Annotated in this window: 10 protein-coding genes; 7 read left to right on the top strand and 3 right to left on the bottom strand. The window is 56.2% G+C overall.

The features are described 5' to 3' along the window. Positions 1 to 71: 71 nt before the first annotated feature. The 3 genes from JQR86_RS14795 to JQR86_RS14805 form a co-directional block, all read right to left on the bottom strand. Positions 72 to 1,814, bottom strand: coding sequence for an ABC transporter ATP-binding protein/permease (locus JQR86_RS14795; RefSeq protein ID WP_434153802.1), 1,743 nt, complete (start codon positions 1,812 to 1,814; stop codon positions 72 to 74). A gap of 145 nt (positions 1,815 to 1,959) precedes the next feature. Next, positions 1,960 to 2,517, bottom strand: coding sequence for a response regulator transcription factor (locus JQR86_RS14800; protein WP_010797258.1), 558 nt, complete (start codon positions 2,515 to 2,517; stop codon positions 1,960 to 1,962). 21 nt (positions 2,518 to 2,538) lie between these two features. After that, on the bottom strand, positions 2,539 to 3,798 hold the full coding sequence (locus JQR86_RS14805) for an ATP-binding protein (protein WP_312270257.1): 1,260 nt from the start codon (positions 3,796 to 3,798) through the stop codon (positions 2,539 to 2,541). A 128-nt stretch (positions 3,799 to 3,926) separates the two neighbouring features. On the opposite strand from JQR86_RS14805, the gene JQR86_RS14810 reads away from it, so the two are divergent. The 7 genes from JQR86_RS14810 (at position 3,927) to JQR86_RS14840 (ending at position 13,725) form a co-directional block, all read left to right on the top strand. Beyond that, complete coding sequence (locus JQR86_RS14810) at positions 3,927 to 4,676, top strand: SIMPL domain-containing protein (protein WP_112297888.1); 750 nt, start codon at positions 3,927 to 3,929, stop codon at positions 4,674 to 4,676. Between the two features lie 300 nt (positions 4,677 to 4,976). Continuing rightward, a complete protein-coding gene (locus JQR86_RS14815) occupies positions 4,977 to 6,578 on the top strand; it encodes an ABC transporter substrate-binding protein (protein WP_010797255.1) in 1,602 nt (533 codons plus the stop codon). A 69-nt stretch (positions 6,579 to 6,647) separates the two neighbouring features. Next, entirely contained in the window at positions 6,648 to 8,246 is a 1,599-nt protein-coding gene (locus JQR86_RS14820) for an ABC transporter substrate-binding protein (protein ID WP_434153803.1), read from the top strand. Positions 8,247 to 8,455: 209 nt separating this feature from the next. After that, a complete protein-coding gene (locus JQR86_RS14825) occupies positions 8,456 to 10,048 on the top strand; it encodes an ABC transporter substrate-binding protein (RefSeq protein ID WP_434153804.1) in 1,593 nt (530 codons plus the stop codon). 89 nt (positions 10,049 to 10,137) lie between these two features. Next, the gene (locus JQR86_RS14830) at positions 10,138 to 11,730 is read left to right on the top strand and encodes an ABC transporter substrate-binding protein (protein ID WP_434153805.1); all 1,593 of its coding nucleotides are present in this window, start codon (positions 10,138 to 10,140) and stop codon (positions 11,728 to 11,730) included. Between the two features lie 57 nt (positions 11,731 to 11,787). Continuing rightward, entirely contained in the window at positions 11,788 to 12,798 is a 1,011-nt protein-coding gene (locus JQR86_RS14835; protein ID WP_010797251.1) for an ABC transporter permease subunit, read from the top strand. 9 nt (positions 12,799 to 12,807) lie between these two features. Further along, entirely contained in the window at positions 12,808 to 13,725 is a 918-nt protein-coding gene (locus JQR86_RS14840; protein ID WP_010797250.1) for an ABC transporter permease subunit, read from the top strand. The last annotated feature ends 56 nt before the right edge of the window (positions 13,726 to 13,781 follow it).

The raw sequence follows: 13,781 nt of genomic DNA on the forward strand, positions 1-13,781 counted from the left end.
GGGTTCATTCAGGGCGTCTTGGAAATATGAACCATAATAGCGTAACCGCGTTGTAGGATGACCCTATTAATCTAAAGTTGGGCACTTTCATAGACAGTAACGTCCTTGAGGATGCCCTCCTCCAGGCGCAAGATCCGCTGATGGAAGCGTTGCAGACTGCTTCGATGCCCTACACTCACCAGCGTCGTATCGGGTAAGTGCTCTCGTAACAAGGTGTACATAGCCGTTTGATCACGCTCATCCAAGGCAGAAGTCGCTTCATCCAGAAACAGCCAGTGCGGTTGGTACAGGATAGCCCGAGCAATGGCCAGACGCTGTTGCTCTCCAGGAGAGAGGCGCCGTTCCCAATGGTTAGCCTCGTCCATGACAGAAACCAGATGCGCCAGACGGCATTGCCTTAGCACGCTCTCGAGGCACTCTGGCGCATGCTGAACTTCCCCAGGATAATTCAACGCAGCCCTTAATGTTCCAATAGGCAGGTAAGGTCGTTGCGGCAGAAATAGGCATCGACCCATCGGGAGACTTACTGTCCCGCTACCATAGGGCCACAGCCCTGCGATAACCCGTAGCAGGGTGCTTTTGCCACCCCCTGAGGGACCGCTGATAAGCACATGCTCGCCTGACTCAATGCGGCCGCTGATAGGGTCGATCAGTGAGTGCGTCTGGTTGGCCAGCGAAACCTGGAGCCTGTCGAATACCAATGCATCCTCGCCGCGCTCCAGCGTAATGGCGGAAGCCTGAGCCTCATGCCTGTGCATGGTGTCGCGAAAACTCAGGATACGATCAGTTACAGCACGCCAGTTCGCCAGTTGCAGGTATGCGTCAATGAACCAGCTCAAGCTGCCTTGAACATTACTGAACGAGTCGCTGATCTGCATCATGTCACCAAGCTGGATCCTGCCACTGAAATAGCGCGGTGCCGAAAGCACGGCGCCAATGATGACGGCAATCTGGGAGTAGCCAGAGGTGAAGAAGGTCAGACGCTTCTGATAGCGCATCAGCATCCAAAAGTTGCCCCAGACGTGCCCGAATCGTTCCTGGAGCCGTTGCTGCTCGTTCTGCTCCCCGTTATAGAGTGCAATGCTCTCGGCATTCTCCCGGACACGGATCAACCCAAAACGCAGATCCGCCTCATAGCGCTGCTGCTGATTGCTAAGGCCAATCAACCGTCGACCAATGTAATGCGTCAGAACGGTGCCGATGGCGGTATACAGTACTGCAGCCCAGAACATGTAATGAGGAATGGTGATGCCAAACAGCTCGATACTGCCCGACATAGTGATCAGGATGACAGAAAAGGAAATCAGGCTGACGATGGTGCGGATGAATCCCAACCCCAGGGAGAGCGTCATGTCCGTAAAGCTGTTCAGATCTTCGGCAATACGCTGGTCCGGGTTGTCCGCCCCCCCCTTCTGCTCCAAGTGGTAATAGTTGCGGTGCCTAAGCCATAGCGAGAAATGCTGCTCGGTCAGCCAGCGTCGCCACCGGATGGTAAGCATCTGGGTCAGGTAAAGCCGGTATACGGCCAGCAGAATGAACAGGGCCGCCAAGCCGCAAAAATACAAAATAAGACGCGTAAAGGACTTTAGATCGTGATTTTGCAGGGCATCGTAGAAGTACCGGTTCCAGGTATTGAATACCACTGACAAACCAACACCCGCCAGCGAAAGAGCTATCACAGCAACCAGCAACAGCCAGGCTTTCTTTCTTTCTTCACTGCGCCAATAGGGTATCGTCAATGCCCAAACGCGGGACAGGAAATGGCCCTTGGTCGAACCATACACAGGCGGTACGGGAGTATCGTTTTCTCTCATCGCTCCAGCTCGGCAAGCACGTAATAACGTAACCAAAGGCCATCATAGGGCAGCCAAGCTGAATGGTTTCTGTCACACCAAACGTAACAAAAGATTTCTGTCCATTTTTTATCAATCCCCTTCCAGCCGGAAGGGGATCAGCTGATCAGCGACGAACCGGACGCTTCTGCAACTTGCGCTGCAAGGTACGACGGTGCATTCCAAGTGCACGTGCCGTTGCCGAAATATTGCCGTCGTGCTCATTCAATACTCGCTGGATATGCTCCCACTGCAACCGATCAACCGACATCGGGTTTTCCGGCACCAGACTGTCCACATCGGCATGCTGGGAAAGTAGCGCGGTCAGCACATCATCTGCGTCGGCAGGCTTGCACAGATAATTCGTAGCACCACGCTTGATCGCTTCGACCGCCGTGGCAATGCTGGAATAACCGGTAAGAATCACGACGCGCATGTCGGGATGCAGCTCAAGCAGCTTGGGCAACAGGACAAGGCCGGAATCGCCTTCCATTTTCAGGTCGAGCACGGCGTAATCGGGCAGATCCTGCTTGGCCAGCTCGTAGCCCTCCTCTGCCGAGCCCGCGACCGATACGCGCAGCCCGCGACGATCCATGGCCCGTGCCAGGACGCGGGTAAAGGTGGCATCGTCGTCGACCAGCAGCAGATGGGGCTGCTCATCGTCATGTTGAATGTTTTCGCTCATTGTAATCCTCGCGACAGCAGTTCAGACCAATGGATACTGACGTGGCAGACGCAGCTCGGTCAGCGTGCCGCCTTCTTCATGGTTATACAGCTTCACTGTACCACCGACACGGGTCACACTCGCCTGACTCAAGAATAACCCTAGACCAAAGCCCTTGCCCTTGGTCGTAAAGAACGGTTTACCGATCTGCTCGGCAATGGCCAGCGGTACACCTGGGCCACGGTCTCTGATGGACAGGCAAATTTCCGAGGCATTCCATGACAGGGTTACCAGCAGATTATCCGGACAGGCATCGGCAGCATTGTTCAGCAGGTTAAGAAGCGCCTGAGTCAGATCCGTGGGTGGAATCAAACGAGGCGCTGCGCCTACGCTTGGACATTCAAAGCGGTAACTGACCTCGGGCCGCATCAGATGCCAGCGACTCAGTACGGCTTCCAGCCACTCCAGTGCCGTTTGCTCATGAATAGTCTGACGGCGATCCGCTTCAGCGGCGCGCACCAGCTGCTGCAGGGTTTCCTTACAGAGCTGAACCTGATCCTGCAGAAGCGACAGGTCTTCCTGTAGCTCAGCCTTATCGGTGTACTCCTGGCGCAGCTCCTTGAGCAGTACGCTCATGGTCGACAATGGCGTACCCAGCTCATGGGCAGCGCCAGCGGCCTGCGTGGCCACCGCCAGCAGTTGCTGATCGCGCATCCCCTGCTCACGGCGCTGGGCCTGCAGCAGCTCTTGGTGGCGGAGCGCTTCAGCCATTTTGGCGACAAAAAAGGTGATCAGTGCCGCCGATAGCGCAAAGCTCAGCCACATGCCATAACTCAGAATTTCGCCACCTGGGTTGATCAGAAGTTGCAGTGGCCGGAACCAGATCAGCATGAACGTGAAGCTGACCAAGGCAAGGCCCGCCAGCAGCAACGTGTAGAGCCAAGGCAGGGTTGCCGCCGCAATGGTCAGCGGCACCAGGTAGTAGGACACGAAGGGATTGGTTGCCCCTCCGGCATAGTAGAGCAGCACGCTGTGGATAAGCAGGTCGAAGGCAAGATGCGCCGCATACTCCTGCTCGGTTACAGGCCAGTCTCGACTCAGGCGCAGCGCAGTGATGCCACAGAGTAGCGCGGACAGACCTAATGTGGCGCTGATAGCCAGCCATGGTAGCTCGACGATATCGGAGAGCCAGGCAGCCCCTACCGAACCGGCTTGGGCAGCCAGCACCAGTACGCGAATGAGAACAAGACGACCCAGGTTTTGACGACTAGCGGATAACCACTGCACAGGAGATTCAAACATGTATTTATCCAGGGGCGGCGAGTATAACGGTGGCTCTGGCCCATTTCTGTCCGCAAGGCGCGACATAGCGCCGCACAAACCCATAGGATAGAACGGAAGTCACTGTTAATGAACGAAAGGAGTCCATGATGCCTGTCTTTTCCCGTCTCGCCACCTCACCTGCCTTGACTAAACATTTGTCCAGAGGGATGGCATCGATCATGGCAGCGGGTGCACTGATCAGTGTTTCCCATGCAGCACAGGCCGAGGAGCCTCGTTACAACCAGATCAGCCTGCGCGCCGAAGTCAGTCAGGATGTTCCGCGAGACCGCATGCAGGTAACGCTTTATACCGAACAGCAAGGTAATGACCCTGCCAAACTGGCGGCGGACATCACCAAGGCGCTCAACGAAGGGGTCGAGGCTGCGCGCAAGGTCAATGGCGTCGAGATCAGTCAGGGAGGGCGCAACAGTTTTCCGCTGTATGACGATAAACGCCAGACCATTACCGCTTGGCGCGAGCGTGGTGAGCTTCACTTGCAGAGCAGTGACTTTGCCAGCCTTTCCCGCCTGACAGCCGACCTGTTGGGTACCCTCAAAATGGGCGGCATGACCTTTACTGTTGCTGACGAGACGCGCAAGAAAAGTGAAGATGCCCTGCTCAAGGAGGCCGTCAACGCCTTCAAGGCACGTGCTCAACTAGCAACCGATGCCCTGGGCGGTTCCGGTTACAAGCTTGTGAATCTCAACCTGATAACCAACAACGCTACCGGCCCTATGCCCATGATGAGAATGAAGACCATGGCTTACGCTGAAAGCGCACCCAGCCAGGATATCGAAGCAGGTACTAGCGCAGTGTCTATCACGGCCGATGGTGTCATTGAAGTGCAGACGCCCTAAATTAAAGCAAAGACCCCGCTTGCATCGCTCTAATTTGGTGCAAAACACACCTGCGGTAACACAATTTGGTGCTGTTACCGTAGGAACAGTTTCATTTTTCCGCTCTAGCACGCCTGTTTTTATATTTTTGCGACACAAACATTCAGTGTTACTCCACAACCTGCCACTGACTCGTCAGTCATCCTATTACAGGCATATCTCCTGCATAGCGTCCGCCCAATGACCCAAAAAGTCTCAACTGTTTCTGTATGACCCAGACGTATCCATCGCCTGAGTCGACATCAGCCAACCGAGGTCTGCATGCATAAGAAGTTACTTTCATCTCTCATTGCGGCTGGTTTATTGGCCGGAACCCCATTTGCTCAAGCAGCCAGTAACTTGGTTTTTTGCTCTGAGGGCAGCCCGGCAGGCTTCGATCCTGCACAGTACACCACCGGAACGGACTTCGATGCCTCTGCTGAAACCATGTTCAATGGCCTGAGCGAGTTCGAACGCGGCGGCACCAAAGTGCAGCCCGGGCTTGCAAGCAGCTGGGATGTTAGCGAAGACGGCAGGACCTACACCTTTCATTTGCGCAAGGGCGTGAAATTCCATACTACGGAATACTTCAAGCCGACCCGCGAATTCAACGCAGACGATGTGGTATTCACTTTCGAGCGCATGCTGGACAAGAACAGTGCGTTCCGTAAGGCCTACCCCACCGAGTTTCCCTATTTCACTGACATGGGCCTCGATGAAAACATCACTAAACTTGAAAAGGTGGACGACTACACGGTACGCATGACCCTGAAAGAGGTCGACGCGGCGTTCATTCAGAACCTGGCCATGCCATTCGCTGTGATCCAGTCTTCGGAGTACGCCAACCAGCTCCTCAAGTCCGGTCGGCCCAGTGACATTAACCAGAAACCTGTCGGAACAGGCCCATTTGTCTTCAGCCGCTACCAAAAAGATGCGGTCATTCGTTTCAAGGCCAACAAGGATTATTGGGATCCGGAAGAAGGTGCCAAGGTGGACAACCTGATCTTCTCGATCAGTTCCGACGCCTCGGTCCGCATGCAAAAACTCAAGGCCGGCGAATGCCAGATTACCGTTTACCCACGCCCGGCCGACCTGGAAGGACTCAAGAACGATCCCAACCTGAAGGTGCCTTCACAGCCCGGCTTCAACGATGGTTATCTGGCGTACAACGTTCAGCATCCGCCACTGGACAAGCTCGAAGTCCGCCAGGCGCTGGACATGGCTATCAACAAGAAGGCCATCATCGACGCGATCTACCAGGGCGCTGGCCAGATGGCGGTCAACGGTATGCCGCCGACCCAGTGGTCCTATGACAACAGCCTCAAGGATGCACCCTTCGACCCGGAAAAAGCCAAGGCGCTCCTCAAGCAGGCTGGCGTGAAGGAAGGAACGGAAATCACTCTCTGGGCCATGCCTGTTCAGCGTCCCTATAACCCGAACGCACGTCAGATGGCCGAGATGATCCAGCAGGATTGGGCCAAGGTGGGCATCAAGGCCAAGATCGTCAGCTATGAATGGGGCGAGTACAACAAGCGCGCCAAGGCAGGCGAGCATGACACTCTGCTGATCGGCTGGTCCGGCGACAATGGTGACCCGGACAACTGGCTGGGCACCCTGTACGGCTGCGATGCCATCGGCGGTAACAACTACTCTCGCTGGTGCCAGCCGGAGTACGACAAGCTGATCAAGGCTGCCAAGCGCACCACCGATATGGACGAGCGGACCAAGCTGTATATGCAGGCTCAGCAGATCCTGAAACAACAGGTTCCGATTACGCCGATCGCGCACTCGACAGTTTTCCAGCCGATGCGCAAGGAAGTCCAGGACTTCAAGATCAGTCCCTTTGGATTGAACGAGTTCTATGGCGTAAGCGTCAGCAAGTGATTGGCGGCGGAGCGTTCGTAGGGTAAAACCCCGAACGCTCCGCTTTACTTGACTGACGGGAATTCATCCATGCGTACGTCCTTCGCCCTCTCCTTTCTTACTGCAAGCCTGCTTGCAGCCGCTCCGCTCGCCCAGGCGGCGAGCAATCTCGTGTATTGCTCCGAAGCCAGCCCGGCCGGTTTCGACCCTGCTCAGTACACCTCCGGAACCGAGTTCGATGCGTCTGCCGAGACCGTATTCAATCGCCTGGTTCAATTCGAGCGTGGCGGCACCACTCTGACACCGGGGCTGGCCGAAAAGTGGGAGGTTTCTCCAGACGGCAAGGTTTATACCTTTCATCTGCGCAAGGGCGTGAAGTTTCATACGACCGACTACTTCAAGCCGACACGTGAATTCAATGCCGACGATGTCGTGTTCACGTTTCAGCGTATGCTCGATAAGGAGCACCCGTTCCGTAAAGCCTACCCGAGTGAATTCCCCTACTTCAGCGACATGGGCCTGGACAAGAACATCGCCAAGATCGAAAAGCGAGACGATTACACCGTTGTCTTTACGCTGAATCAGACCGATGCCGCCTTTGCCTCGGACCTGGCCATGAGCTTTGCTTCCATCCAGTCAGCCGAATATGCCGATCATTTGCTCAAGCAGGGCAAAGCAGCCGATATCAACCAGTACCCGATTGGTACCGGACCTTTTGTATTCAGTCGCTACCAGAAGGACGCGGTCATTCGTTACAAGGGCAACAAGGATTACTGGAAGCCCGAGGACGTCAAACTCGACAACCTGATCTTTGCCATTACGACGGACGCCGCTACTCGCCTGCAAAAGCTCAAGGCGGGTGAGTGCCAGATCAGTGGTTATCCACGTCCGGCAGATATTGCCGAGGTCAGGAAAGACCCCAACCTGAAGGTGCTTCAGCAACCCGGTTTCAATCTGGGCTATTTCGCCTACAACGTTCAGCATCCGCCGCTGGACAAGCTCGAAGTCCGTCAGGCATTGGACATGGCCATTAACAAGAAGGCCATCATCGATGCCGTCTACCAGGGCAATGGAAAACTCGCCACCAACCCCATGCCACCGGCGCAGTGGTCCTATGACGACACGATCAAGGATGCCCCCTACGATCCGGAAAAGGCCAAGGCGCTCCTCAAGAAGGCTGGTATCAAGCAAGGCACACAGCTCAACCTGTGGGCCATGCCGGTCGTTCGCGCATCCAACCCCAACGCCCGCCTGTCTGCGCAGATGGTACAGGCGGACTGGGCCAGGATCGGCATCAAGGCCAACATCATCACGTATGAGTGGGGCGAGTACATCAAGCGTGCCCGTCAGGGCGAACATGATGTAATGATCTACGGCTGGACCGGAGACAATGGTGATCCGGACAACTGGCTGGGCGTTTTATACAGCTGCGATGCCGTCAATGGCAGCAACTACTCCAAATGGTGCGATCCGGCCTATGACAAACTGATCAAACAGGCCAAGATCAGCAATGATCGAGAGGAGCGTATTCGCTTGTACAAGCAGGCGCAGCACGTGCTGAAGGACGCCGTACCGATTACACCGATCGCCCATTCCATCGTTTATCAACCCATGCGCAAAGAAGTCCAGGACTTCAAGATCAGCCCCTTCGGGCTTAGCGCGTTCTATGGCGTCAGCCTTGCCCGATGAGAGGCAGGCTGTCCTGTATTGCCGCCGGCGACGTGCTCGATCAGCACGCAGACAGCCGGTTTGCCGGATTTCCTCTGGTGCGACGCTTTACCCGAGCGATGCCAGCGGACCCCGGCAAGGACACCTTCCGCCGATACCCATCGACGGGATTGCAAGCGGTTACAGTCGCAACCCGACTGTTACCGCCTCACCATGGAGCCTAACGAAAGATGAAAGCTGCATTCAGGCTGAACACCTGTCTGTTGGCGGTTGCGTTGGCAACGGCTGTACAGGCACAAGCCAAAACGTTGGTGGCATGTACCGAGGCCAGTCCGGAGACATTCGATCCGGCGGTTCACTCCTCGCGTTATACAGCCGATGCGGCAGATGAGCCTCTTTATAACCGGCTGGTTGAGTTCAAACCCGGCACGACGGAGCTTCAGCCGTCACTGGCCGAGCGGTGGGATATCAGCCCGGATGGTCTCCAGTACACGTTTTACCTGCGCAAGGGTGTTAAATTTCATAGCACCAGCTACTTCAAGCCTACCCGTGAGCTGACAGCCGATGATGTAATCTGGAGCTTCGAGCGTCAGATCGATCCCAAGCACCCCTGGCACGAATTAGCCAGCAAAGGCTTCCCCTTCTCCGACTCGATGGAGATGAGCAAGATCATCGACCATATTGAAAAGGTCGACGACCATACGGTGCGCTTTGTTCTTCAACATGAAGAATCGCCCTTCCTGGCTGATCTGGCCATGGGTTTTACCTCGATTCTCTCAGCTGAATATGCTGATCAGCTGCTCAAGAGCGGAAAAACTGATGACCTGGGGTTCAAACCGGTAGGTACGGGACCTTTTGTTTTCGAGCGCTACAGCCGCGACTCGCAGGTGCGCTACAAGGCCAACTCCAACTATTGGGACGGTGCGCCAGCAGTCGATCTGGTACAAGCCATTACACTGGACTCCAGCGTGCGCCTGCAACGTCTGAAGCGAGGCGAATGCCAGATTTCACTGACCCCCAAGCCGTCAGACGTTCCGGCGTTAAAAAAAGACCCCAATCTGAAAGTACTGAGCGTCGAGGAGCTAACCATAGGCTTCAATGCTCTGAACGTAACGCACAAGCCACTCAGCGATGTACGCGTCCGTCAGGCCATTGCCATGGCAACCGATCAGGAGGGTACGATCAAGGCCCTGTACGGTGAAGGCGCAGCCAAGCCGGTCTGGGGTCCCTATCCTCCTGCCATGCTGGGCTATAACACCGATATCAAACCCTGGCCGTATGACCTGGAAAAGGCCAGGCAGCTCTTGGCCGAAGCAGGCTACCCCAACGGGCTGGAGCTGACCTATATGAGCTCTACCGGGTCAGGCCCCTCGGGAAATACCTTGCGAGTCGCCCAGCTGTTTCAGGGAGACATGGCCAAGATCGGTATCAAGGTCAATATTCGTCAATATGAATGGGGCGAATTTGTTCGTCGTGGCAAGCAGGGTGAACACGATATCCTCAGCATGAGCTGGGTCAGCGACAATGCCGATCCGGACAATTTCCTGTCACCCAACCTCACCTGCTCGGCAGCCAAAAACGGCGAGAACCGTGCACGCTGGTGCAATGCCGAGTTCGACTCGCTGGTAGAGCAGGCTCGCCGTACCAGTGATCAGGACAAGCGCGCTGAGCTCTACCGCAAGGCCCAGGAGATCTTTCACAACGAAATTCCCTGGATTCCCACCTCACAGCCTGTCAGGAACGTTGTGACACGCAGCAACGTCAGCGGCTTTGTCATGAGCCCTCTGGGTAAAAACGATTTTTCAACTGTGCGCCTGGATTAAGCGCTTTTCCCAAAAAGAAGACGAGCCCGATCAGGCTGATCGAGGCTCGCTCTATGCCGTAGACCGGTTACAGACCTAGGAGCATCCCTATGCATGCATTAACACGAATCGCGCTTGCCGTGAGTCTGCTTGGCGCCGCCACCCTGGCTCAAGCCAAACCTCTGGTGGTATGTACGGAAGCCAGTCCTGAAGGCTTCGACATCGCTCAGTACACCGCAGCCACGACGGCTGACGCCTCAGCTGAGACGCTATTCGACCGCCTCGTAGACTTCAAGCCCGGCACTACCGACATCGCGCCTGGTTTGGCAGAGCGTTGGGACGTCAGCGAAGACGGCATGACCTACACCTTCCACCTGCGTAAAGGGGTGAAGTTTCAGACAACCGATTACTTCAAGCCCACACGTGAATTCAATGCCGACGACGTGATGTGGAGCTTCATGCGCCAATACGATGCCAAGCACACCTGGCACGACAAGGCGCAGCATGGCTTCCCCTATTTTGAGGCCATGGGACTGCAAAATCTGATCAAGTCGATCGATAAGGTCGACGACTACACGATCCGCTTCGTGCTCAATCGTCCGGAAGCACCTTTCCTGCGGGACATGGCGATGGGCTTTGCATCGATCTATTCGGCTGAATATGCCGCTCAACTGGAAAAAGCCGGACAGTTTGATCAGCTCAACTTCAAGCCGGTCGGTACCGGTCCGTTCATTTTCTCGCGCTATACCAAGGATGCTCAGGTACGTTTCAAGGCTAACCCCGAGTATTTCGAAGGCAAACCTCCAGCTGATGGCCTGGTCCTTGCCATCACCCTCGACAGCAATGTACGCCTGCAGCGCGTGAGAGCCGGTGAATGTCAGGTAGGCGTTTATCCTAAACCGGACGATATTCCAGCCATCCGCAAGGACCCGAACCTTAAGCTTGCTGAAGGCGAAGCACTGCTAATTGCCTATGTTGCCATGAACACCGAGCATAAACCGCTGAACGATGTGCGTATCCGTCAGGCCCTGAATCTGGCCTTTGACAAGAACGCCTACATTAAGGCCTTGTTTGGTGAAGGCAACGCTGTGCCTGCCGTCAATCCGTATCCCTCTACCCTTCTAGGGTATAACCGTGATATTCAGGACTGGCCCTACGACCCTGAAAAGGCGCGGGCACTGCTGAAAGAGGCCGGCATGGAGAAAGGCCTCAAGCTGACCGTGTTTACACGTTCAGGCGGCGGCCCGACCAACCCCAACCCTGCGCTGGGTGCTCAAATGCTTCAGGCCGACCTGGCCAAGGTCGGCGTACAACTGGACATCCGCAATCTGGAGTGGGGTGAGCTGATTCGCCGGGCCAAGCAAGGCGAGCACGATCTGCTCTTCTTTGGCTGGGCAGGTGACAACGGCGATCCGGATAACTTCCTGACGCCTAACTTGTCATGTGATGCCGCAAAGTCAGGCGAAAACAGTGCACGCTGGTGCAACAAGGAGTTTAACGCCCTGTTGGACAAGGCTCGTACCAGCCAGGATGAAAATGAGCGAGCCGAGCTCTACAAGCAGGCTCAAGTGATCTTCCACAATGATGCGCCCTGGATCCCCCTGGCTTATCCCAAGCTGTTCAACGTCATGCGCAGCAACGTCGAGGGCTATCACCTGAGTCCCTTGGCCAACAACAACTTCGCTACAACGTACGCAAAATAAAAAGACGGAAACAGGCAGGGCACGCTTCCCTGCCTCCGATGAGGAGTATTCAACCCCATGTTCAGTTTTATTGCCCGCCGCCTGGGCTTGCTGATACCGACGTTTTTCGGTGTCACGCTACTGACTTTTTCCCTGATTCGCCTGATTCCTGGCGATCCGGTAGAGGTCATGATGGGCGAGCGCCGCGTCGATCCGCAGATGCATGCCGAAGCACTGCATCGCCTCGGGCTCGACAAGCCGCTCTACCAGCAATATTTCGACTATCTCAGCAACCTTGCCCACGGCAACCTGGGAGAGTCGCTGATTACCCGTGACAATGTGTGGCACGAGTTCACCACCCTCTTTCCGGCCACCCTGGAACTGGCTCTCTGCGCCATGATCTTTGCTACCGTGCTGGGCCTTCTGGCCGGAGTGATCGCAGCGCTTCGCCGCGGTTCATTGTTTGACCACGGTGTGATGGGCATTTCCCTGACGGGCTTTTCCATGCCGATCTTCTGGTGGGGCCTCATCCTTATCATGTTCTTTTCGGTACAGCTCGGCTGGACCCCGGTGTCTGGCCGGATCGATCTGCTTTACGACATCGAGCCCAAAACCGGCTTTATGCTGATCGACAGCCTGTTGTCCGATGAAGAAGGCGCGTTCATGGACGCCCTCCACCACCTGATTCTGCCCTCTATTGTGCTAGGCACGATTCCCCTGGCAGTTATCGCACGGATGACGCGCTCCGCCATGCTGGAAGTGCTGCGAGAAGATTACGTGCGTACGGCTCGTGCCAAAGGCCTGTCGCCAGCCCGTGTCGTATTCATCCACGCACTGCGTAACGCGTTGATCCCGGTTCTCACCGTACTGGGCCTGCAGGTGGGCAGCCTGCTCGCTGGCGCCGTGCTGACCGAAACGATCTTTTCCTGGCCTGGTGTAGGCAAATGGTTGATCGATGCGATCTCCCGTCGCGACTATCCCGTCGTGCAGAACGGCATCCTGCTGATCGCCACCCTTGTCATCCTGGTGAACTTTGTCGTGGACATTCTCTACGGCTTTGCCAACCCCCGTATCCGCCATCAGCGCTAAGGAGGCCCTATGGAACGTACTTTGCCACAAGGCGCTCAGGTCGAAGATCAGGTTGTCCTATATCCGTCTCCGTACAAGGAGTTCTGGAAAGCGTTTTCCCACAACAAGGGCGCCCTGGGCGGCCTGCTGTTCATGACTATCATCGTGATCTGCGCCCTGTTCGCCCCTTGGGTTGCACCCCACGATCCCAGCGAGCAGTTCCGTGAATTCCTGCTGACGCCTCCCTCCTGGCTGGAAGGCGGCACGACGCAGTTCCTGCTGGGCACCGATGAACTGGGACGCGACCTGTTGTCCCGCCTGATTCACGGCGCGCGGTTGTCGCTGATGATTGGTTTGGCCTCGGTGATCTGTTCACTCATCCCCGGCATTCTGCTCGGGCTGATTGCAGGCTTTTCGCCCACGCGAGCCGGCCCTTTCATCATGCGCCTGATGGATATCATGCTGGCCCTGCCATCGCTGCTGCTGGCGGTAGCCATCGTGGCAATTCTCGGCCCTGGCCTGTCCAACACCGTCATTGCCATTGCCATTGTCTCGCTGCCCTCTTACGTACGTCTGACCCGCGCCGCCGTCATGGGTGAAGTGAATCGCGACTATGTAACGGCTGCTCGACTGGCAGGTGCCGGACGCCTGCGCCTGATGTTCGTCACCGTATTGCCCAACTGCATGGCGCCTCTGATCGTCCAGGCGACCCTGAGCTTCTCCTCGGCCATCCTGGACGCAGCGGCCTTGGGCTTCCTTGGCCTCGGCGTACAGCCGCCCACCCCTGAGTGGGGCACCATGCTGGCATCGGCCCGTGACTATATCGAGCGCGCCTGGTGGGTGGTTACCCTGCCCGGCCTGACCATTCTTTTGAGCGTACTGGCTATTAACCTGATGGGTGATGGCCTGCGTGACGCCCTCGACCCTCGCCTGAAGGTGCAGTCATGACCGGCTTGCCAATCATTCTTTCGTTGTCTCGATGCGGCAGCCCGTTGCCGATCGAT

The organism is Pseudomonas sp. JZ134, from assembly GCF_051027695.1.
GTDB classification, from domain to species: domain Bacteria; phylum Pseudomonadota; class Gammaproteobacteria; order Pseudomonadales; family Pseudomonadaceae; genus Chryseomonas; species Chryseomonas luteola.

Bases quoted from the DNA above. Each gene is read 5' to 3' on its own strand.
- JQR86_RS14795 (WP_434153802.1), bottom strand. From the start codon at position 1,814: ATGAGAGAAAACGATACTCCCGTACCGCCTGTGTATGGTTCGACCAAG.
- JQR86_RS14800 (WP_010797258.1), bottom strand. From the start codon at position 2,517: ATGAGCGAAAACATTCAACATGACGATGAGCAGCCCCATCTGCTGCTG.
- JQR86_RS14805 (WP_312270257.1), bottom strand. From the start codon at position 3,798: ATGTTTGAATCTCCTGTGCAGTGGTTATCCGCTAGTCGTCAAAACCTG.
- JQR86_RS14810 (WP_112297888.1), top strand. From the start codon at position 3,927: ATGCCTGTCTTTTCCCGTCTCGCCACCTCACCTGCCTTGACTAAACAT.
- JQR86_RS14815 (WP_010797255.1), top strand. From the start codon at position 4,977: ATGCATAAGAAGTTACTTTCATCTCTCATTGCGGCTGGTTTATTGGCC.
- JQR86_RS14820 (WP_434153803.1), top strand. From the start codon at position 6,648: ATGCGTACGTCCTTCGCCCTCTCCTTTCTTACTGCAAGCCTGCTTGCA.
- JQR86_RS14825 (WP_434153804.1), top strand. From the start codon at position 8,456: ATGAAAGCTGCATTCAGGCTGAACACCTGTCTGTTGGCGGTTGCGTTG.
- JQR86_RS14830 (WP_434153805.1), top strand. From the start codon at position 10,138: ATGCATGCATTAACACGAATCGCGCTTGCCGTGAGTCTGCTTGGCGCC.
- JQR86_RS14835 (WP_010797251.1), top strand. From the start codon at position 11,788: ATGTTCAGTTTTATTGCCCGCCGCCTGGGCTTGCTGATACCGACGTTT.
- JQR86_RS14840 (WP_010797250.1), top strand. From the start codon at position 12,808: ATGGAACGTACTTTGCCACAAGGCGCTCAGGTCGAAGATCAGGTTGTC.